At 51.3% G+C, this 21073-nt stretch carries 17 protein-coding genes; 6 read left to right on the top strand and 11 right to left on the bottom strand.

Annotated features, from left to right (window positions below; all coding sequences use genetic code 11):
• Positions 1–17 precede the first annotated feature (17 nt).
• The 8 genes from sufU to JRJ22_RS08390 all read right to left on the bottom strand — a co-directional run bounded on the left by sufU (position 18) and on the right by JRJ22_RS08390 (position 5812).
• Positions 18–455, bottom strand: a complete 438-nt coding sequence (gene sufU / locus JRJ22_RS08425; protein ID WP_054939763.1) for a Fe-S cluster assembly sulfur transfer protein SufU — start codon at positions 453–455, stop codon at positions 18–20.
• Positions 442–1668, bottom strand: coding sequence for a cysteine desulfurase (locus JRJ22_RS08420; protein WP_206104051.1), 1227 nt, complete (start codon positions 1666–1668; stop codon positions 442–444). Before JRJ22_RS08420 ends, sufU begins: the two co-directional genes overlap by 14 nt.
• Positions 1665–2966 carry a Fe-S cluster assembly protein SufD gene (gene sufD, locus JRJ22_RS08415; protein WP_206104050.1) on the bottom strand — a complete coding sequence of 434 codons (1302 nt, stop codon included), beginning with the start codon at positions 2964–2966 and terminating at the stop codon, positions 1665–1667. Before sufD ends, JRJ22_RS08420 begins: the two co-directional genes overlap by 4 nt.
• 29 nt (positions 2967–2995) lie before the next feature.
• Positions 2996–3778: a Fe-S cluster assembly ATPase SufC gene (gene sufC / locus JRJ22_RS08410; RefSeq protein WP_054939760.1), complete on the bottom strand. Its 783-nt coding sequence runs from the start codon at positions 3776–3778 to the stop codon at positions 2996–2998.
• A 233-nt stretch (positions 3779–4011) separates the two neighbouring features.
• Positions 4012–4584, bottom strand: coding sequence for a DUF1802 family protein (locus JRJ22_RS08405; protein ID WP_206104049.1), 573 nt, complete (start codon positions 4582–4584; stop codon positions 4012–4014).
• Between the two features lie 201 nt (positions 4585–4785).
• Positions 4786–5247: a Dps family protein gene (locus tag JRJ22_RS08400; protein WP_054939758.1), complete on the bottom strand. Its 462-nt coding sequence runs from the start codon at positions 5245–5247 to the stop codon at positions 4786–4788.
• A 14-nt stretch (positions 5248–5261) separates the two neighbouring features.
• On the bottom strand, positions 5262–5399 hold the full coding sequence (locus tag JRJ22_RS08395) for a hypothetical protein (protein WP_206104048.1): 138 nt from the start codon (positions 5397–5399) through the stop codon (positions 5262–5264).
• 110 nt (positions 5400–5509) lie between these two features.
• Entirely contained in the window at positions 5510–5812 is a 303-nt protein-coding gene (locus tag JRJ22_RS08390; protein ID WP_206104047.1) for a YunC family protein, read from the bottom strand.
• 202 nt (positions 5813–6014) lie between these two features.
• Between JRJ22_RS08390 and JRJ22_RS08385 the strand changes: the two genes are divergently transcribed.
• Positions 6015–6521, top strand: coding sequence for a hypothetical protein (locus tag JRJ22_RS08385; RefSeq protein WP_206104046.1), 507 nt, complete (start codon positions 6015–6017; stop codon positions 6519–6521).
• Positions 6522–6605: 84 nt separating this feature from the next.
• Here JRJ22_RS08385 and JRJ22_RS08380 read toward each other — a convergent pair whose 3' ends face one another.
• Positions 6606–6983 (bottom strand): DUF423 domain-containing protein, encoded by a 378-nt coding sequence (locus tag JRJ22_RS08380; RefSeq protein WP_206104045.1) that lies wholly within the window; start codon positions 6981–6983, stop codon positions 6606–6608.
• A gap of 169 nt (positions 6984–7152) precedes the next feature.
• Here JRJ22_RS08380 and JRJ22_RS08375 point away from each other — a divergent pair, with 169 nt between their 5' ends.
• On the top strand, positions 7153–7614 hold the full coding sequence (locus JRJ22_RS08375; protein WP_206104044.1) for a hypothetical protein: 462 nt from the start codon (positions 7153–7155) through the stop codon (positions 7612–7614).
• 77 nt (positions 7615–7691) lie between these two features.
• Here JRJ22_RS08375 and JRJ22_RS08370 read toward each other — a convergent pair whose 3' ends face one another.
• Positions 7692–8585 carry a hypothetical protein gene (locus JRJ22_RS08370; RefSeq protein WP_206104043.1) on the bottom strand — a complete coding sequence of 298 codons (894 nt, stop codon included), beginning with the start codon at positions 8583–8585 and terminating at the stop codon, positions 7692–7694.
• 126 nt (positions 8586–8711) lie between these two features.
• The gene (locus tag JRJ22_RS08365) at positions 8712–10304 is read right to left on the bottom strand and encodes an amidohydrolase (protein ID WP_206104042.1); all 1593 of its coding nucleotides are present in this window, start codon (positions 10302–10304) and stop codon (positions 8712–8714) included.
• A gap of 174 nt (positions 10305–10478) precedes the next feature.
• Here JRJ22_RS08365 and JRJ22_RS08360 point away from each other — a divergent pair, with 174 nt between their 5' ends.
• The 4 genes from JRJ22_RS08360 (at position 10479) to yhbH (ending at position 20971) form a co-directional block, all read left to right on the top strand.
• Positions 10479–11123, top strand: coding sequence for a methyltransferase domain-containing protein (locus tag JRJ22_RS08360; RefSeq protein WP_206104041.1), 645 nt, complete (start codon positions 10479–10481; stop codon positions 11121–11123).
• Positions 11124–11286: 163 nt separating this feature from the next.
• Complete coding sequence (locus JRJ22_RS08355; RefSeq protein WP_232381075.1) at positions 11287–18018, top strand: DUF7507 domain-containing protein; 6732 nt, start codon at positions 11287–11289, stop codon at positions 18016–18018.
• A complete protein-coding gene (locus JRJ22_RS08350; RefSeq protein WP_206104040.1) occupies positions 18015–19700 on the top strand; it encodes a DUF11 domain-containing protein in 1686 nt (561 codons plus the stop codon). Before JRJ22_RS08355 ends, JRJ22_RS08350 begins: the two co-directional genes overlap by 4 nt.
• A 110-nt stretch (positions 19701–19810) precedes the next feature.
• Positions 19811–20971 carry a sporulation protein YhbH gene (yhbH, locus tag JRJ22_RS08345; protein ID WP_206105046.1) on the top strand — a complete coding sequence of 387 codons (1161 nt, stop codon included), beginning with the start codon at positions 19811–19813 and terminating at the stop codon, positions 20969–20971.
• Positions 20972–21073 lie beyond the last annotated feature (102 nt).

Here is a 21073-nt window from a genome sequence, read left to right as displayed (position 1 = left end):
TATCAGCCTCCTTATTTCTAATGGTGTTGGTGATCTTCTTCGACTTCTATGCCTTTACGAAGCGCGTTCCATGCCAGGGTGGCACATTTGATCCGCGCCGGAAATTTATTAACACCGGAAAGGGCTTCTATATCTTCATAATCTCCGAAATCTGCTTCTTCACCCTTCATCAGAGAAGAGAACCGGTCAGCAAGCTCTAGCGCATGGCCGATCGTCTGCCCTTTGACCGCTTCGGTCATCATGGATGCGGACGACATGCTGATGGAACAGCCTTCACCGCTATAGCGGGCATCCTTGACGATACCGTCCTCCACTTTGAGCTGCAGCGTAATACGGTCACCGCAGGTAGGGTTGTTCAGTTCGATTTTTAGTGCGTCATCCTCAAATGAACCGCGGTTCCGGGGATTTTTATAATGATCCATAATTACGCGTCTATACAAGTCATCCAAGTTCATAGGCGAAATACTCCTTTGCCTTGATTAAAGCTTGAACCAGTGCATCTACATCCTGTTCGGTATTGTAGAGGTAAAAGCTGGCCCGGGCGGTTGAGCTGACCTGAAGCCAGCGCATCAGCGGCTGGCAGCAGTGGTGCCCGGCACGGACAGCGATACCTTCGGCATCAAGTACCGTAGCCACATCATGCGGATGGACATCACCCAGGTTGAATGTCACTACACCCACTTGGCGGTTCCGGGGACCATAGATCGTCAGATCACTGATCTCCGATAGCCGCTGCTCCGCATATGCCGCAAGCTGCATCTCATGACTGTGAATGTTATCCAGGCCGATGTCCTGCAGGAAATCAATGGCTGCCCCAAGCCCGACAGCCCCGGCAATAATCGGTGTGCCGCCTTCAAACTTCCACGGCAGCTCTTTCCAGGTAGATTCATACAGGCCGACATCATCAATCATTTCCCCGCCGAACTCCACCGGCTCCATCGCTTCAAGCAAAGCTTTTTTGCCGTACAAAGCACCAATGCCGGTAGGAGCCAGCATCTTATGTCCGGAGAAAGCATAGAAGTCACAATCCAGGTCCTGCACATCCACCTTCATATGCGGAGTGCTCTGCGCCCCGTCAACAACGATTACAGCGCCATGGCGGTGGGCAATCGCAGCAAGCTCTTTTACCGGATTCGTAACTCCCATTACATTGGATACATAAGCGATCGCCACAATCTTGGTCTTATCCGTGATCGTGTTCTCGGCATCCTCCAGCGTAACGGTTCCGTCCTTCTGCAGCGGTATAAATTTCAGGGTTGCCCCTGTCTTCTTAGCCAGCTGCTGCCATGGAATAAAGTTGCTGTGATGCTCCATCTGGGTAATGACGATTTCGTCGCCTTCACCCACTGCAGCAGGGCCGTAAGAGGAAGCAACAATATTCAGTGCCGTAGTAGTCCCGCGAGTGAAGATAATCTCTTTGGTACTGCGGGCATGAATGAACTTTGCCACCTTCTCGCGTGCACCTTCGTAAGCATCTGTCGCCCGGCTGCCTAGTGTATGAACGCCGCGATGGACATTGGCATTATCCCATTCATAATAGGATTTCACCGCCTCGATGACCTGGAGCGGCTTCTGTGAAGTAGCTGCACTGTCCAGATAAACGAGCGGATGTCCGTTGATATTCTGATTCAGGATGGGAAATTGTTCCCGGATATTGCTGCTGATCATTGGCCTAACTTCCTTTCCACAAGAGATTGGAGCTGATTGCGCAGTCCCTCCAGTGGAATTTGCGACACTACAGGTGCCAGGAAGCCGTATATGATCAGTTTTTCTGCGTCATGCCGTGAAATTCCGCGGGACATCAGGTAATACACCTGCTCGTAATTGACCTGTCCTACGGAAGCGGCATGGCCTGCTGTTACATCGTCTTCGTCTATAAGCAGGATCGGATTGGCGTCCCCGCGGGCTTTCGGGCTCAGCATCAGTACTTTTTCCGTCTGCTGTCCATCGGCTCTCGTTGCGCCTTTCTCAATCTTCGTAATTCCGTTAATGATCGAAGTGGCGGCATCCCGCATTACTGCACGGGTGATCATGTCACTAGGCGTATTTTTGCCAAAATGCTGCGCTTGTGTTGTATAGTTCAGTTTCTGGGAGCCCGAACCAACAGCAATAACCTTGGCATCAGAGCTTGAACCGTTGCCTTTAAGCACTGACTTGGTATCACTTGCTGTATCGCCATAGTTCATCTCGCCGACAATCCATTCAATGGTGCCGTCATTCTCTACAACCGCACGGCGGTAAGTTACATCTGTTGTGTCTGTGCCCAGCTGATGCACTGTAGCGTAACGGACTTTGGCGCCCGCACCTACGAAAACTTCAACGGCTCCGTTGTGCAGACCTGCTTCAGCTTTGTCCGACACATAGTTGTCTACATAAGTTACGGAGCTGTTGGTATCAGCAACTACGAGAATATGCGGAACAAAAGCAGCTTCTGCATCATCAGTGAGCAATACAGCCTGCATCGGAGTTTCAATCACAACATTCTTAGGAACATAGAGGAATACCCCGCCGTTCCAAAGCGCCGCATGCAGCGCCGCAATAGAATGCTCGCCCGGCAATACAGCCTTATGCAGATAGCGCTGCACAAGCTCGCCATGTTCTTTGACTGCTGTCTGCAAATCGGTAAAAATCACTCCCTGTGCTGCAAGCTCAGGCGCCAGACGGGTATAGATAACACCTGAATTCTGCTGAATAATCAGGCTGCCTTCTTCCTGGTCCTTGATCAGGGCCGTAATGGAAGCCGGAGCTTCGCTAAGCAGAGCCAGCGGCTTGCTTGCTTTGTAGCTCCCGTAATTGTTCACATTCCAGCGGTCAATCCGTGTCTTCTCCAACTTCGGCAATTCCAGCTCAGCTGCCAGCTCCAGCGCCTGCAGGCGGCTGTCCTTAAGCCAGCCCGGCTCGCCGCTGCTCTGCGATAATTCGCTAAGCCGCTGGGCATCCACCGGAAGAATGGTTTGCGTCGTCATAAGTGGTTTCCTCCTTCCTGGCGTCTTATTTATGCTTCCTGTCCTACAGTTTCATCTTCAATGCCGAGTTCTTCCTTAACCCATTCGTAACCTTCGGCTTCCAGACGTTCAGCCAGTTCAGGTCCTCCGGATTTCACAATACGTCCCTGCATCATGACATGTACGAAATCTGGTTTGATATAGTTCAGCAGGCGCTGATAGTGGGTAATAACCAGGAAGCCGCGTTCTGGGCTTCTCATGGAGTTCACGCCTTCGGCAACGATTTTGAGTGCATCGATATCAAGGCCGGAGTCAATTTCGTCAAGGATGACGATTTTGGGGTCCAGCATCATCATTTGAAGAATTTCATTACGTTTCTTCTCACCGCCGGAGAAACCTTCATTCAGATAGCGGTGCAGGAATTCGGGATTCATTTCCAGTTCTTTCATTTTTGCTTCCATCTGACGGATGAACCGGATCAGGGAAATTTCACTGCCCTCTTCACGTCGGGAATTAATCGCACTGCGCAGGAAGTCAGAGTTAGTGACTCCGGAGATTTCGCTTGGATACTGCATCGCCAGGAACAGACCGGCACGCGCACGTTCATCAACTGCCATCTCCAGCAGGTCTTCTCCTTCAAGGACAGCTGTACCAGCAGTAACTTCATACTTCGGATGACCCATCAATGCTGAGGCCAGGGTACTTTTACCGGTACCATTCGGTCCCATGATGGCATGGATTTCTCCACCCTTCATCTGAAGATTGATCCCTTTCAGAATCTCTTTTCCTTCAATCGTCGCTTTCAGTCCCTCAATGACAAAATCTGCTGCCATAATTAATATTCCCTCCACTCATCAATTTGCGAAATCAGAAAGTTGTATTGTCACAGGATTTCCCTGATCGCCAGAACAATTAGATTTTATATCACATTATAATAATTATAAACAGAATCCGAGTGATTATCAATGATTCTCACTAATTTTATTACAAAGCCTTTCTTTTTACAATTGTTGCTTTTCAATTTTCAAACCCTTCAACTATCATTTAACACTTATTCATTAGGAAGTTATTCCCGCAAAGCGGATATGATTTCTGCTCTCCTTTTGTCAAATGCATCATCGCTGAGGACTGGCCGCCATTGCTGTAAAGCGGGAGCATTCGTAAGCTCAATCCAGGACCGGCAGCCTGAATATTCCGGAAGCACTTGAATCGTAACCGGAGTATCCGGGACGTACACGCGAAGCAGCAGGACATGCAGCGGCTCCTTGGCTTTCCAGCGCAGTCTTTCAGCGGCCAAGTCTTCACTCCAGATGTGATAAGGATACAGCCGCTTCAGCTGTTCCAGGTCATGGACTTCCAAATCGTCTGCAGCTTCAGCATATGCGCGTAATGGAACGGTCTCGGTGCTTGCCGCTTCATCGGCCAAAGTCTGGCCCACCAGATGGCGGAACTGCTCCTTGAGCAGTTCTGTACGCTGATGCTCATAAGTGGGATAAAGATAGAATGAAGGGCTTTTTAGCTCAAAACGCCTCGTTTCTTCTTCAATGCCCCCCTTGCGCAGCAGCATGATTTGCTGTCCTTCGGTTAAAGCTTGTACGGCAGAAGCCCACTCCTTCAGAGCTACCGGGTTAATATTCAACGGCGACCTCTCCTTTCAATCCTCGGGATGACAAACAGGAAGTTTATTAAGAATTATATAACTTGCAGCAGCTGTCTACAAATTGCATGAATCACATATGTACACGAAACTTTCATTCAATTGTGCCCTCAGCTGCAAAAAAATAAAGCCTCCACACGGGAGGCTCTATTCCATTTGTCCTTAGAAGTTACTTTACGCTTCTCAGCCCAGGAAAGAACGCAGCATCCATTGATTTTTTTCGAGATCGGTACGGATCTTGATGAATAAATCGGCGGTCGGCTGATCGCTGATCTGTTCGGCAAGCTCAATGCCCTCTGTTAATTCCTCAGCTACCGTTGCAAAATCCTCAATCAGGGTCTGTACCATGCCCCGGGTATCTTCCTTGCCGGTTGCTTCCTGAATTGTAGCGATTTCCAGATATTCTTTCATGGTCGCTGCCGGGCTGCCCTTGATGCTGAGCAGGCGTTCAGCCACCTCGTCCATTTTGAGGGTAACATCATCATACAGCTCTTCAAACTTCACATGCAGGGAGAAAAATTGCTCTCCTTTTACATACCAGTGATAATTATGAATTTTGACGTATAGTATGTTCAAGTTCGCTACTTGTCTGTTAAGTACTTGTTCCAGAGAAGCCGTATTGACCTTGTTAGATGCTTTAGCCATTAGTGATCCCATCCTTATCCATAATTTTTGCCGGCGAGCATGTCCATCTTCCGGCTGCAGTTGTCTATATTCATTTTACCCTTCCGGATGAAGGACGAAACAAAGACAAGCTGTCCCTCCTCAGCTGGCTGCGGCAGAGCTGCAGCCTTCACCTACTCGTAGGATGACCATCTATCTCGGCCTTATGCTCTTTTTTTGGAGCCAGGTAAACATAAGGGGCCTTTGAGACCCCTCATAACTGTTACAGTGCTTTAAGTGTTACTCAGAGCATGAGAAGCAGTGCTTCCGTACCAGTCATTCCTGGCACAATACCCAGATTCTCCGCTTCTATAGTAACAGATTCCAGCGGAGCGGCAAGCAACTGCGCTAAGGTACGCACACCTACTGCCCTTGCTGCAATGATCTTCCGGTCGCTAAGTGTTTCATTAAGCAGGCCCACGTCGAGTGCTCCGCACATGATATATCCCCGGCTTGTGCTGACTGTCAGCAGGGTTGTTTTAGGCAGCTTAACCTCGACACCTACCAGAGTATGACCGCCTACCTGAACAGGCTCTATCGTAACCAATTTGCAGCTCCTCCTTTTTTCATATGCACGTTGTATGTGTATGCGTCTAACGTGATACGCGTGTGGACGAATGAGCCTATCCGCTTACAAATACCGGTGCCGTTAGTCCTTATTTCAAGTAAACAGCTATATGATTATTGCCTGTTTAGTGGTATAGTTTATTTGATTTACCAATCGATTTAACGACAAAGCTGGGGGATATATGGACAAGAAACTACAAAACACGGACGGTAACTATTTGTTTAACGTCGACATCTTGATTAATGCCCGTACCAACCCGCTTGCACTGCAATTTTTACTGGAAGTGTTGAATAATAGCGACAAAGTTACAGATTTCAACATTAACTCGGGTCTTGAGCTGGGAAGAACGATAGATACACTTCTCCGTTCGGCAAAAATGGCCCTTAAACAAGAGTCTGCACAGCCCATCCCCATTAAATTGCCAGTAAAGCCGGCGAACGAGCAAACAGATAAGCGCAATGCCTCCAAGTCGGCACCTGAAATTCCAGCCGATGCCTTTGCAAAAATCCGGCAATATATTAAGAACAACCAATTAGTCCGTCTCCGGACAAACAGTCCAGGCAAGCAGATGTCTATGCCCTGCCGTATTCTGAATTTTGATGATGCAACCTACACGATAAGCGTCTATCATGTGGATGAGAAGCAAGTCTATACATTCAACCTTAATGAAATCGATGAATTTGTGTAAGGGCCTTCCTCTCAGCAATGCAAACAAGCACCTCCCGGGAGTCATTCAGCGGGCAGGTGCTTGTTTTTCATTATGATACCAGAATCAGCTTTTGCGGGAAAAAGCTTCCCAGGCCAAACAAATCCAGCCGGCGATAAAGCATACACCACCCAAAGGGGTAATGGCTCCCAGAATACTAATGCCAGTGATACTTAGTACATACAGGCTACCAGAAAACAATACTATGCCTGCAATCAGCAGCCGTCCTGCCCAGCGCAGGCGGGCACTTTCTCCCCATTGTCCTGCAGCCAGGGCGATCAGGATCAGGCCTAGTGCATGCACCATATGATAATGAACTCCGGTCTCATACACCTGCAAATGTTCCTCACTGATCACTGTCTTCAGCATATGCGCCCCGAAGGCGCCGATCCCCACTGACAGCATTGCCAGCAATGCCCCCCAAGCCATAAATCTTCGCTGCATCGCAGTTACAACTCCTTATCCTTTAGCTCTCCTTATCTTAACTTATCAGCAGCGTTGAATTCCAGCTCAGACCATTTCATAATTTTCATCATTACGCTTGCATTTCCTGCTGTCTTGTGAAAAAGTGAAAGTAGTAATTATTCAACCCCATTCACGAGGAGTGCAATGCATGGATTATAATCCACCACCAAGATCAGAGCTGCCGGAAGATCCGGCGGACCCATCTTTGTCCGGACATGGAGCGCCGGCGAATAATGAACAAGAGTATGTATTTCAGGAAAACAAACGTGATTTCAAGCATTCGGGACCAGGTATCGCTTCTTTTGTCATCGCCTTGGTTACACTGATTGGCTATGCGGTTTCCTTCGTATTCGTAGGCATGCAAGCCTCTGATATTCTTAGCAACAGCAATGAAGTGATCGCTGATTCTTCCGCAACCATTATGTTCCTGGGGCTAACCGTACTGATTCTCGCTGCCGTTAATGTAATTGGTGCTGTCATCGGCATTATCGGGCTCACGCTCCGCCGGCGCCGGAAAGTATTCGCCATTATCGGTACCATAATTAATGGAGCGATCCTCCTGCTGTTCATGCTGCTGATCGCTACGATACTGGTCAATGCCGGTGCGTGATATTACTGATGCTTTTTTAGTTTCATTGTAAAAAAGGCCGTTCCCAGAATGTTGGGGACGGCCTTCTTGCTGCTTAATTAGCGGTTGACAATCGATTCCAGCGATGCATAGATATGCGGACCGAAACCTTCAGAGGCTTCACGCTGGGGAATATTCAGCTTGATAATGTAGCCCTGCCCGTCAATTTCCTTAACGATATATTGGCGGGTGAGGCCGGAGCCCATTGCAGTCAGGTATAGTCTTAGTCCGGACATCCGCTGATCCCGCTCCTCTTGGCTGAGTGCGGTGACTTCTCCCGTAGCCGAAAGCTCTTCACGGCCTTCCTCAGTCAAAGCATCCAGATTAAAATCGGAAGGCAGCTTGGTAATTTCAGCATAATAGCCAGGGTCTACCTTCATCGCCAGCTTGTTACTGGATTTGTCGAAGGTGAATATATCAAATACATACAGTGAATACCCTTCACCTTCGGCGAGGCTGGCCGTTTTCTCTTCCTCCATCCCTTCGAGCGTAAGCTTGATCACTTTCGTTTCGGGCAAGGATCCAGCTTGGGCATCTTCTCCGGAGTCAGACGCCTTAATCAGCTTGGAAAGTACCCGCTGTACAACAGAAGGGTCACCTTCCACTGCTTTTTCCACATATTCGATAATGACAGGATCATTCATCTCGAGCTCTGCAGGCGCATTCTCAGTGCCCAGCCCCAGCTCAAAAGCAATAGGGCCTTCTTCGGTCTCTATCTCTACAGAATGATTATCAATCTGACCGACATAAGTGCCGGTGCTCTGAATCGTCTGTGCTTCTGCAGAAGCGGCCGGGCTGATTGACGGTGCAATAGTACTCTCGGCCACAGGCGGAGAAGCGGTAGCCGTGGGTTCTCCGGGTGCTTCAACAGGACTTTTGCCTCCGCATGCCGTTATCGCCAGCATCAGTACAGCCACTGCCGCGACTGCCGGTAATGAACGTTGTGATCTCATGTTGACGGCCTCCTCAAGTTAACAGGGTATCGTAATCTCTACCCTTATTAACGTTTAACCCGTTGTCAGGGTTGCATAAACTTGGGCCTCTTCACCTAACACGTCCGCAGAAACTGCATACCGCTGTTAATCCGCACTGTAAGCTGCTATACCGTTGACAACTGTCATCCGCACCTTCGCCCGCAGCAGTTCCTCGGCATCTGTCATGATCGCCCGGTCTATTACCGTAAAATCCGCTTGATAGCCGGGAGTTATCCGGCCCCGATCCCGTTCTTCCCCGGCAGCAGCCGCACTGCCTTCCGTAAACAGTCGAAGCGCCTGCCCAAGGCTCAGCTTTTCCTCCGGCAGATAGCCCCCATTCCGCTCTCCCGGCTTACTGCGCGTCACTGCGGCATGCATTCCCAAAAACGGGCTCAGCGGCTCAATCGGCGCATCACTCCCCCCGGCGCATGTAATTCCGGCCTGCAATAGCTTCGCCCAGGCATAGAGATATTCTGTTCTTGCCGGACCTACCCGGTCCAGTACCCAGGGGAAGTCGCTAGCCACGAAACGCGGCTGGATATCGGCGATCAGCCGCAGGCTGCTCATCTGTTCTACCAGACTGCGATTCAGCACCTGCGCGTGAATGAACCGGTCCGGAAGGGCCGCATCCTGCGGCAGACGGACATGTTCCATCGCGGCTAGTGTCATCCGCGCAGCAGCGTCCCCGATAGCATGCACAGCTACGGGATAGGAGAGCCTGCGGGCCGCTCTGACGATTTCATTCAGCCCCTCCTGAGTATGGATTGCGATGCCGGAAGTCTCCGGTGCATCGCTGTAAGGCTGCTCCAGCAGGGCAGTCCGTCCGCCGATGGCTCCGTCGGCAAACAGCTTAACTGCTCCGAGCCGCAGCCACTTGTCTCCACTGCCGGCAGCAAGCCCCAGTTTCTCTACCTCCTGCAGGAAGGGGTAGTACAGCAGCTGATGCGTGCGGAAGAACAGCCCTTCGTCCCTCAGCTCGCGGTGGATCCGCAGCATGGTTTCCACGCTGCCCAGCAGCCGTAAATCCTCGGTATGCACCGCGGTCAAGCCTAGAGAGAGAGCATCATTAATTCCCCTGCGGACTGCCTTTTTCAAGGCGGCATAATCCGGAGCCGGCTGCACTGCATTAAATGGCTGAACGGCATCCTCGTAAATCCAGCCGTTTAGCTTCCCTTCACTGTCACGGCCATAAGCCCCGGAGGCAAAGTCGGGAGTTGAGGCTGTGACTCCTGCCCGCCGGAAAGCCTCACTATTGCCGAGAAAGGCGTGGAAGCAGGTCCGGGTCAGGAACACCGGATGGCGGTCTGTTACCTCATCGAGTTCGGTCATATGCGGGGCTACAGCAGGCTGGAATTCATTCTCGTTCCAGTTCAGGCCGAGAATCCATTCGCCTGGAGGGGTAATCTCCGCCCGCTTTGCGATGGCCTGCAGCATCTCTTCTTTGGAGGTCATGCCGGTAAAGTCCAGCATATCCAGCTTCATGCCGTGCATCCCCAAATGCACATGGGCATCAACCAGACCGGGCAGAACATGCCCCCCGTCCCAGTCAATGACTGCATGTTCCCGCCCGGATAGCTGCAAGGACAGCTCCCGGCTTTTTCCTATGGCCTTAATGATGCCATTCTCCACCAGTACAGCATCCTCTTCCGGGCGTCCGACGGCTGACAGATTGCCATTTTTGAACAAGGTTAACGTCATAAATACTCTGCTCCTTCTTATATTGAAGTGTCCTAAATGGATGATATGAATGCTGCACAGCTAAAATAGAAAACTAACAAGTTCACTCTAAATAGGCATCTACCGGAAGCAGGTACCTGCTAAACTAATACAATGGTGAAAAGCCTTATTTTATCCTCCGAAGGAGTGGTTTCCTTGAGAATCGATATCGGCTGCGGTTCCAGCAAAGAATCAGGTTACCTGGGAATCGACCGGGTTGCTTACCCCGGAGTGGATATTATCTGTGATATTAATGAAGAAATACCGCTGCCGGACAACACCGCCGAATTCGTCATGGCCAGCCGTGTGCTGCCGTATGTGAATGATTTAATAGCGGTAATGGCGGAGATTTACCGGATCAGCACTCATAAAGCTGTAGTCTGTATCCTCGCTCCTTATGCGCACAGCTATCCCCATAGCTCCAATCCTTTTTTTAAGCAGAAGTTTGATGAATATACGCCCCGCTATCTCACCGGAAGCTTCTTTCAGCCCTCGTGCAGCCCGCTCTCTCCGGTGGTTCCCGACTATCCGGTGCCGCCTCCGCCGTTTGATTTCAGACTGCTCCGGATGGAGCTATTCTATCAGTATCCGTTTGACCAGTCACTATACGAAACAGAAGAGCTGGACGTGCTTAAGACCCTTCAAGCGAATGTAGTGCATGAAATTATGTATCATTTCACTGTAATTAAGAAAGATATTTCCCAGGCAGAGCTGGAAGCGATGAGCAGAATTCAATATCCTGAGCCGCACCAGCTGCTGGAACGCAGACGACTCGCCAGGTTCAGGCAAGATTATTACTAGAAGCAAGCGCCCCTTACCCGGAAAACTTGCTATTATTTTTAGAAATTTGCTGCTGGACAAACAAATACGGCCGTAACCCTTCATAGGCTAATATATCACATGAAAGATGGCACATCGTCCTCAGCAGGTGACGGTCTGCTTTTTTTCGTTCTGAACAGCATTTTTGAAAAAGGAGGTGAAAATTATTCCTCTAGTCGTTCGGGCTACAATTAATGCAACTGGAGCTATTACTTTTACAGGTAACACGCTTGGCTTAAGCCGTTCAGATACAGCGGGAGTCCCTGGCACACAAGACAGTATAGGCGCTTTCAGCACAGTCAATACAGCCTCCACTTTCGGCTCTTACCCCGCAGGCACCACAAACCTCTATCAGAACAACAGCTCAGCCGCCATTCTGACAATTCCCGCCGGCAGCACTGTGCTGTATGCCGAATTAATCTGGGGCGGTTCCTATATCAACGGTAATGTTAATTTAACCGGTTTCATTAACAATCCGGTTTCTCTGACTACACCGGCAGGAGCCACCGTCAGTATTTCGCCGGATGCAGCCACCAGCAACACGGTTGATCTTGGAAACGGGGCCTCTGCTTATGTCCGTTCAGCCAATGTAACCAGCATCATCCAGACCGGTGGAGCCGGGACTTACATCACCGCCGGTGTAGTCGGCACTATTGTTATTAATAATGATTCGACAGCCAACCATGCCGGTTGGACGCTTGGCGTCATTTATCAGAATCCCTCGCTGCCCTTCCGCAATATGTCACTGCGTGCAGGGGCGGTGCTCGTACAGTCATCGTCTGCGCCTGTCGTCACCACCATTACAGGGTTTGCCACACCTGTCACCGGAGCGCTCGGCGGCCGGATTTTGTTCAGCGCACAGGAAGGAGATGCCAACCGTTCAGGCGACCAGGCGCTGTTTGGGCCTACCTCGGCCACGCAGGCAGCTCTGTCCGGACCAAACAACTTTGCCAACAATTTTTTTGCTTCACAGATCAATAATGATGCCGGGGCACTAAATACTACCGGAACGTTCGGCACCCGCAATCAGACCAACGGCAGCCCGGGCAGCAATATTAGCGGTGGACGTCAGGGCTGGGACATTACGAATATAGACGTTTCGGCCAGATTGGTTAACAATCAGTCTTCAGCTCTGCTCACCTTAACGACTTCAGGAGATGCCTATGTTGTTAACGGGAATGCACTGCAGATTGATATCAATGCACCAAAAATCAATCTTACCAAAAGTTCTAATGTGTCAGGCACCATTGTCGGTGATACGGTAACTTACACTGTAACTGTAAGCAATACAGGTACTGCCAGCGCCGCAAGTGTCGTATTGTCGGACTCGCTTCCCGCAGGGTTAACCTTTGTGGCCGGAAGTGTCTTGGTCGCCGGAGTATCCAGACCTACTTACGATATTTCAGCAGGAATCCCTCTAGGCTCTTTGGCTCTTGGCACCTCTGTGACCGTTACATACCAGGCGAGGGTTACTTCACTCCCTAACCCGCAGATTATTCCCAATACAGCCAATGCCGCTTTTACGTTTCAAAGCGTGGCCGGCGGGCCCATTGTCTCCGGGGTTATCCCGTCCAATACGAATTCATTGCCGGTCTACTCCCCGGTTCTGGGCATTGTTAAAAGCGCCAATACCAGCAATGCTACCGTCGGCGATCAAATAACTTATACGCTGCAGATTGCCAACACCGGCAATATTGGAGCAGCTACTACACTTACGGACAACATCCCGGCAGGCAGCACTTATGTTCCTGGCAGCTTTACCGTAAATGGTACACCTGTTGCCGGCAACCCCGCCACCGGAATCGGGATTGGCACGATACCCGCCGGTGGAAGCTCCACAGTGCAATTCCGGGTGGTGGTCAACAGTTTACCGTCTCCGCCGCAGCTCGTGGATCAGGCAACCGCCGCATATACCTTTTTGGTACCCGACGGCCGTACCGTCTCCGGTTCAGCGGCTTCGAATACGCTGACCATTCCCGTTACACTGCCTAACGTAACTGTAGTCAAAACTGCCAGCTTCCCTGATGTTGCTGTAGACGATACGCTGCAGTACACCTCCGTCATTAGCAACAACGGTGTAGCTGCAGTCACAAATGTAATCCTGTCCGATCCCATTCCCGCCGGCAGCACTTTTGTAACCGGGAGTGTTATCGTAGCGGGTACATCCCGGCCAACCGCTGATCCGGCGACCGGAATTTCTATTGGAACGATTGCTGCAGGAGCCAGTGTAACCGTCATATTTCAGGTAGCCATTAGCTCGATACCGGCGGCCTCCCAGCTCTCCAACCGGTCGTCGGCCTCTTACAGTTCAGGAGCTTTCACAGCAATTACACAGTCTAATATTGTAGCAACTCCTGTGTTTCAACCCGTAATCGGAATACTCAAAAGCGCCAGTCCTGCCAGCGCCACAGTCAGCGGCAATGTGCTGTACACGCTGCAGGTAAAGAATTCGGGCAATATAGCAGCTGCCGTCACTGTGAGCGATAATATTCCGTCCGGCTCAGCGTTTATCTCCGGCAGTGTAACAGTGAACGGAGTCGTCCGGCCGGGGGAGTCGCCGCTTAGCGGTATCGCGCTGGGATCGATAGCTCCAGGCACAACCTTTACAGTGACATTCTTGACGTCTGTAGAGTCCCTGCCTTCACCTGCGGTATTAACCGATCAGGGCAGCAGCAGTTATACTTATCAGCTTCCAAGCGGACGCTTATTGGCTGGATCCAGTGTATCCAACACCGTCACCCTTCCAGTATCCGCACCTAACATTACTCTGCTGAAAAGTGCAAACCTAGCCGCCATCGCTGTCGGAGAATACATTACCTACACCCTATCCGTCTCCAACCCGAGCGGTGTGTCGGTTAATAATGTGGTTGTATCCGATCCGATTCCGGAAGGAGGTGCGTTCGTAGCCGGCACCGTTACGGTTAACGGTACTGCTGTTCCATCAGCCAATCCTGGCGCCGGTATTGCCCTGGGCACTATTGCAGCCGGCGCAACTGTTGTCGTGAGGTTTCAGGTCAATGCTACTTCAGTTCCGAATTCTGCGCAGCTGAGTAATCGGGCAAACGCCTCTTTTACCGCCGGTGCGTTCAGCGGCACAGCACTATCCAACACCATAAACACACCGGTCTTTACCCCAGTGATTAGCTTATTCAAAAGCGCAAATGCCGCACAGGCCTCAGTAGGCAGCTCTCTGTCTTTTTCGATTCTGGCCAGAAATACCGGCAATATTGCCGCCACACTGAATCTGACCGACAGCCTGCCGCCGCAGGCAATATTTGAAACGAACAGTGTGATTGTCGGCGGAACTCCCCTGCCCGGTTACGACCTGGTAACAGGGGTGCCTGTAGGCCCGCTTGCCCCGGGCGACAGCGTCACGGTAAGCTTTCTGGTCACTGTTACTGCACTGCCGCCGAACCAGCAGCTGCTGAATACCGCGGCAGCCTCCTACAGCTTCACCTTGCCGGACGGGCGGCAGCTCGGAGGCAACGCTGTATCGAATACATTATCTGTTCCTGTGTCTGCACCGAATGTCACTGTCGTGAAGAGTGTGAACGCCAGCGACGCCGTAACCGGCGACATTCTAACGTTCACCTCAATGCTGACGAACAACAGTATTGCTGTGGTCCGCAACATCATTCTCAGCGATCCTCTGCCTGAGAATACGGCTTTCATTCCCGGAACCGTAATTGTGGGCGGTGTCTCCCAGCCGCTATCAGTTCCGTCCGCCGGCATTCCAATCGGCAGTCTTGCCCCAGGGGCAACAGTTGCCGTAACATTCGAGGTGAGGGTAACAATGCCGATTCCTTCTCAAATTAATAACCAGTCAACCGTAAGCTTTACCTCCGGTGTATTTTCCGGTTCATCGACTTCCAATGTCACCTCAACACCGGTAATCGAGCCTCAGATTTCATTACTGAAAAGCGCCAACGACCTTAACGCTACGGTCGGCGATACGATCATTTACACCATCGTTGTCAGCAATACTGGCAATCTGGCAGCAAATGTAACCTTAACCGACAACATTCCTGCAGGAGTAACCTTTGACCCCAACAGCGTCATTGTCGGCGGCTTCCCGCAGCCGGGTTCAGCCCCCGATACAGGGATTGCTGTCGGAATCGTTGCGCCCGGAGCCAGCGTTACCGTCAGCTTTACCGTGTTTATCGTTTCCCTGCCGTCTCCGCAGCAGCTCGTCAACCAGGCCAATTCCACCTACACCTTCACACCGCCTGACGGCCGCCTGCTCACCGGCTCTGCAGCATCTAATACGGTTACGATTGCAGTTTCAGCACCTAATCTTGCGGTAGTGAAAAGTACTACTTCTACCTCCGTCGCAGTCGGGGACACGATTATCTATTCTGTCAGCATCACCAACAACGGGCTCGATCCGGTTAATAATGTGCAGCTTACTGACCCTATTCCTGCCGGTACAGAATTTTTCCCGGGAAGCGTGTCCGTCAATGGCGTGCCCTTTCCGAATGCCAATCCGGCCTCGGGAATTTCTGTCGGAACTCTGGCCCCCGGCGTTTCGGCAACGGTCGCTTACAGCGTAAGAGTTACTGCGGTTCCTACCAATGGATTGATAAATAATCAGGCTACTGTTACGTATACTTCAGGTGTCTTTTCCGGCTCGACCTTTTCAAATCCTGTATCCGTCCCTGTGTTCCAGCCGAACGTTGCCGTGGGCAAAAGCGCCAATACTTCGAATGCAACAGTCGGCGATACTGTTACCTACTCTCTCAACGTGACCAATACAGGTAACTATGCAGCTAATTTGACCGTTACAGATAATATCCCGGCCGGAACGACCTTTGTGCCGAATAGCGTCCTGATCAATGGTCTTCCCCTGCCACAGGCTGATCCATCCACCGGAATTACGGCCGGTACCATCGCTGCAGGCGGCACCGTACTGGTCCAGTTCTCGGTGGTCATTACTTCACTCCCTTCTCCGCAGCTTCTGGTCAACCAAGGAACTGTTGCTTATACCTTCACTCTGCCGGACGGACGGACGCTAAGCGGTTCGGCGCTGTCGAACACTTATACCATTCCGGTCTCAAGCCCGAACCTTGGAGTAGTGAAGAGCACTGCAATCACAGCTACAACTGTCGGCGATTCCATCACCTACACTGTAGTCTTGACCAATAACGGTATCGCCACCGTTAACAATGTTGTTTTCACTGACGCACTGCCCGCGGGAACTGCTTTTGTCGCCGGCAGCGTGCTGGTCGATGGGGTTCCACGTCCGGGCGCTTCGCCCGCTACCGGGGTAACCATCGGTAGTATCGCTACGGGAGCCTCTGTAACGGTTGCCTTTACCGTAACGGTAACCTCGCTCCCGGCCATCGGACTCCTGAACAACCAGTCCTCTGTCAGCTTTACGTCCGGTGCTGTCGCAAACGTAGCCTTCTCCAACACGGTTACTACACCGGTCTACCAGCCAATTGTTGCCGCCGTCAAATCATCCAATTCCACCAATGCAACGGTCGGAGATACAATAACTTATACTGTAACTGTCAGTAATACGGGCAATTACCCTGTTACAGGTACCTTGACCGATACGGTTCCAACCGGCACTTCACTTATACCCAACAGCGTGCTGGTGGGCGGCCTGCCGGTTCCCGGCAGCGACCCGTCCACAGGCGTTCCGCTCGGAACGATTGCCGCTGGAGCAAGCCTGCAGGTCATCTTCTCCGTCCTGATCGATACACTCCCGCCAAGCCAGCAGTTGACCAACCAGGCCAACCTCTCGCTCGCCTATACACTGCCGGATGGCCGTACGTTCAACCAGACTGCAGTATCCAATATCAATCAGATCGCTGTATCCTCGCCTAACGTATTGGTTGCCAAGACTACTTCCGTAATTGATGCTGTTATCGGTGATACTGTACCCTACACCATAGTCGTTACCAACAGCGGGATTGCATCAATTAACAATGTTGTACTCAGTGATCCGATTCCTGCCGGTTCTTCCTTCGTTGCAGGCAGCGTAGTTGTGGACGGCACTCCGATACCGGGAGCGAATCCGGCTAATGGTATCGCACTAGGCACGATCGCCCCGGGGGCTTCCGTCACAGTTACCTTTAACATTCTTGTCAAGACGCTGCCTGCCTCTGCTAACCTTAATAACCAGGCTTCGGTCAGCTTCACCTCCGGAGCATTCTCCGGTGCTGCCTATTCCAACATTCTTAACACTCCTGTGTTCCAGCCGATCATCAATGTTGTGAAGAGCGCAGATACCGCCAATGCAACTGTCGGCGACACCGTCACTTATTTCTTGAACGTAACCAATACGGGCAATTTGCCGGCGGTCGTAACCCTAACCGACGCTATTCCTCCGGGCGGCGTATTTATCCCGAACAGTGTTCTTATAAATGGTGTACCGCAGCCGGGGGCCGATCCGACTAACGGCATCTCTTTAGGAACCGTTGCTGCCGGAGCTACCGTCACGGTTACCGTCACTCTGCAGGTAACCGTAGCGTCACTGCCTACGCCGCAGCAGCTCGTCAACCAGGCAGCCGCCAGCTTCACCTTCACTCCGCCTGACGGACGTCTGCTCTCCGGTTCCTCTCTCTCCAACGTGCTGATTATCCCGGTATCCTCGCCGGATGTTACAGCGGTTAAGAGCACACCGGCCATTGATGCTGTAGTCGGCGATATAATCACCTACACGATTGTGGTGACGAATAACGGAATCGTTGCTGTCAATAATGTCGTTCTGGTGGATCCGATTCCGGCTGGCAGCCAATTCGTTAGCGGCAGTGTGACTGTCGACAGTGTTGCCCGTCCTGCCGCCAACCCCGGATCTGGCATTGTGATCGGCACAATTGCTGCCAGTGCCTCAGTGACTGTAACCTTCCAGGTAAAGGTAATTGCCATATGACATCGGAGCCGAATCTGCAACCTGTCGTTACGAATCAATCGATGGTGCTGTTTAGTTCAGCGGAGGGCGTTGACGGCATCACTTTCTCCAACACCGTCAATACCCAGGTTGTAGGTCCCGTTCTCTCCCTGGCCAAAATCGCAGACAAAACCAGTGTTTCCCTCGGGGAAACACTGGTTTATACCCTTTTAGCCAGAAACAGCGGTAATGTCCCCGCGCAGTTTACAGCTGTAGATTATCTTCCCGAAGGTGTATCGTTTATTGCTAACAGTGTCATAAGAGACGGAGTGCCCTTACCCGGTGTATCACCTGCTGACGGAATCCCGTTTGGTATAATTTCACCGCAAAGCCAGGTCACGGTCGCCTTTCAGGTCATCGTTGTTTCACTGCCCCGCTCCCTTGAGCTCCGGAATGCCGCGACGGGAAGATATTCATTCTCCACACCCGGTGGCCGGGCCGTACAGGGTGAAATCCGCTCCAATACAGTTAAGGTTTCCTTGCTGTCCTATCAGCTCTCTACATTGTTGACAGCAAGCACTCCGACCTCATTCATCGGTGACACAGTTACCTATACGCTACTGCTAAGAAACGAGGGGACACAGACACTGGGAGGGATTTCTGCAGTCATTCCAGTTCCGGAGGAGGCTGTATTTATTCCCGGAAGTGTCATTTCAGGCGGTGTATACTCACCCGAAGCAGATCCTTCTACAGGAATCAGGTTAGGGATTCTAGGGATCGGGGCTGCCGCGGAAATATCCTTCCGTGTACGGATCACCACTATACCGCCGGAACCCGTGCTAACCACCCGTGCCCTCGTCACCTATAATGCCGATGATCATCCCGAGGTCACGGAGAGCAACACCGTAACCGTCACTATCGTTCAGGCGGGCATTACTGCCAGCTTAAAGGTTGATCTGTACAGTGCGACTCCGGGGGACAATCTGCGTTATGGATTTACAATCCGGAACAGCGGAAATCTGGCTGTGGATGCAGTGCTTACAGATGCTCTTCCGGCTGATGCGCTTTTCATCTGGGACAGTGTAACCCTTGACGGAGTCCCGCAAAAAGGTATCAGGCCCGGAGAAGGAATTCCTCTAGGTACCCTGAGGGCAGGTGCCGCTGTGCTGGTGGAGTTTCACGTATCCATTCCTGCTGCCACAGACATCCGGCAAGTCCCGGTCGTGCAGAATCAGGGAATTGCCCAATATACATTTACTCTGCCGGATGGCCGGAATGTACGCCAGAACGCCCGGTCCAACAATGTAATCACACTGCTCTTTGCCCCTATCATTACTATATATATGACTGGCGAACCGCCAATCGTGGAACCCGGCAGCTTCGCCGAGTTCGCAATCCATGTGACCAACAGCGGTAATTATCCTGCTGATGTAACGGTCATCCGGATCGTACCGCAAGGTACCATAATTGATCCGGATGTCGTGACAATCAGTGCGGTTACCGTTCCAGGTACCCCATATAGCGGTACCGTGCCGCTGGGGACTCTGGAGCCTGGACAGACCGTTCATTTAACCTATATGGTCAAAATCAATATTGATTTCATGGGCAACGCGCTCCAGGGCAATTCAACGGCACTCTACCTGTACACAATTGACGGCCGCAGATATTCAGGCGAGGCAAGGTCCAACGGCTACCGCCTGATTATTGAAGAGATCAGTGAATAAAGGCAGTCCGTTCACATATCCCCCATCCCCATGAATATACTTAGTTACAGCACATCCTTTAGCTTCAAGCCTATGCCCTACCGATTAATATTCCATGGGAGGTGGTCATCCTGCCAGAGTCACCCGGTCCATATGCATTTGTCGTGTCAAAAGAAGACTGGTCCCTTCACCGCAAAGGCCATCAGGATCAGGAACGTCATCAGCAGAAGGTCAGGGAAGCCATTAAGGATAATCTGCCTGACCTTGTTACCGAAGAGAACATCATCATGTCGGATGGTAAACAAATCGTCAAGGTGCCCATCCGCAGTCTGGATGAATACCGGATCATCTATAATTTCCGTAAGCAAAAGCATGTCGGGCAAGGGGACGGGGACAGTCAGGTCGGGGATGTGCTAGGCCGAGATTCACAGTCCTCCCAGCCGGGCAAAGGGGATAAAGCCGGTGACCAGCCCGGACAGGACACTATCGAAGCGGAAGTCAATCTGGAGGATCTGGAGGATATTCTGTTTCAGGATCTGGAGCTGCCGCATCTGGCGCCGAAGGATAAGGAAGAAATCGAGGTAAAATCAATCGTCTTCAACGATATCCGCAAGAAGGGCATGATGTCGAATATCGACAAGAAACGCACCCTGCTGGAGAACCTGCGGCGCAATGCGAGTAACGGAAAGCCCGGCATTCACAGCATCAGCCCAGACGATTTGCGTTATAAAACGTGGGATGATATTACGGTCCCGCATTCCAATGCCGTTATTATTGCGATGATGGACACATCAGGCAGTATGGGGACTTTTGAAAAATACTGCGCCCGCAGCTTCTTCTTCTGGATGACCCGTTTCCTGCGCCGCCAGTACGAGAAGGTCGAAATTGTCTTTCTGGCCCATCATACGGAAGCCAAGGAAGTCAGCGAGCATGATTTCTTCACCCGCGGCGAAAGCGGCGGTACTATCTGCTCATCAGCCTATCAGAAGGCGCTCGAGATTATCGACAGCCGTTATCCGCCGGCCAAATACAACATCTATCCGTTCCACTTCTCTGATGGTGATAACCTCACCTCGGATAATGAACGCTGCGTCAAGCTGATCGGAGAGCTGCTGAAGCGCAGTAACATGTTCGGGTACGGTGAAGTGAATCAGTACAACCGCAGCAGTACACTGATGTCCGCCTACCGCCACCTGAAGCAGGAGCAGTTCATGCATTACGTCATCAAGGACAAAAAGGAAGTCTACCAGGCGCTCAAGAGCTTTTTCGGAAAAAGAGAAGCAGTAAAATAAGAATCTGATAGATCTCACGCATACCAAAGACCCTCTTTCCGGTAAAACGGATAAGGGGGTTCTTTGAATTCAATGTAAATTCTGCCCTTTTACTTTACTATT

Source organism: Paenibacillus tianjinensis, assembly GCF_017086365.1.
GTDB classification, from domain to species: domain Bacteria; phylum Bacillota; class Bacilli; order Paenibacillales; family Paenibacillaceae; genus Paenibacillus_AQ; species Paenibacillus_AQ tianjinensis.
The sequence above is the reverse complement of the archived record's forward strand: the minus strand, read 5'-3'. Positions and strand labels throughout refer to the sequence as shown.

What these genes read in the sequence shown, in the direction of transcription:
- JRJ22_RS08380 (WP_206104045.1), bottom strand. Translation starts at nt 6,983, where the DNA reads ATGCAGCGAAGATTTATGGCTTGGGGGGCATTGCTGGCAATGCTGTCA.
- sufD (WP_206104050.1), bottom strand. Translation starts at nt 2,966, where the DNA reads ATGACGACGCAAACCATTCTTCCGGTGGATGCCCAGCGGCTTAGCGAA.
- JRJ22_RS08420 (WP_206104051.1), bottom strand. Translation starts at nt 1,668, where the DNA reads ATGATCAGCAGCAATATCCGGGAACAATTTCCCATCCTGAATCAGAAT.
- JRJ22_RS08375 (WP_206104044.1), top strand. Translation starts at nt 7,153, where the DNA reads ATGGATTATAATCCACCACCAAGATCAGAGCTGCCGGAAGATCCGGCG.
- JRJ22_RS08365 (WP_206104042.1), bottom strand. Translation starts at nt 10,304, where the DNA reads ATGACGTTAACCTTGTTCAAAAATGGCAATCTGTCAGCCGTCGGACGC.
- JRJ22_RS08400 (WP_054939758.1), bottom strand. Translation starts at nt 5,247, where the DNA reads ATGGCTAAAGCATCTAACAAGGTCAATACGGCTTCTCTGGAACAAGTA.
- sufC (WP_054939760.1), bottom strand. Translation starts at nt 3,778, where the DNA reads ATGGCAGCAGATTTTGTCATTGAGGGACTGAAAGCGACGATTGAAGGA.
- JRJ22_RS08385 (WP_206104046.1), top strand. Translation starts at nt 6,015, where the DNA reads ATGGACAAGAAACTACAAAACACGGACGGTAACTATTTGTTTAACGTC.
- JRJ22_RS08370 (WP_206104043.1), bottom strand. Translation starts at nt 8,585, where the DNA reads ATGAGATCACAACGTTCATTACCGGCAGTCGCGGCAGTGGCTGTACTG.
- sufU (WP_054939763.1), bottom strand. Translation starts at nt 455, where the DNA reads ATGAACTTGGATGACTTGTATAGACGCGTAATTATGGATCATTATAAA.
- JRJ22_RS08350 (WP_206104040.1), top strand. Translation starts at nt 18,015, where the DNA reads ATGACATCGGAGCCGAATCTGCAACCTGTCGTTACGAATCAATCGATG.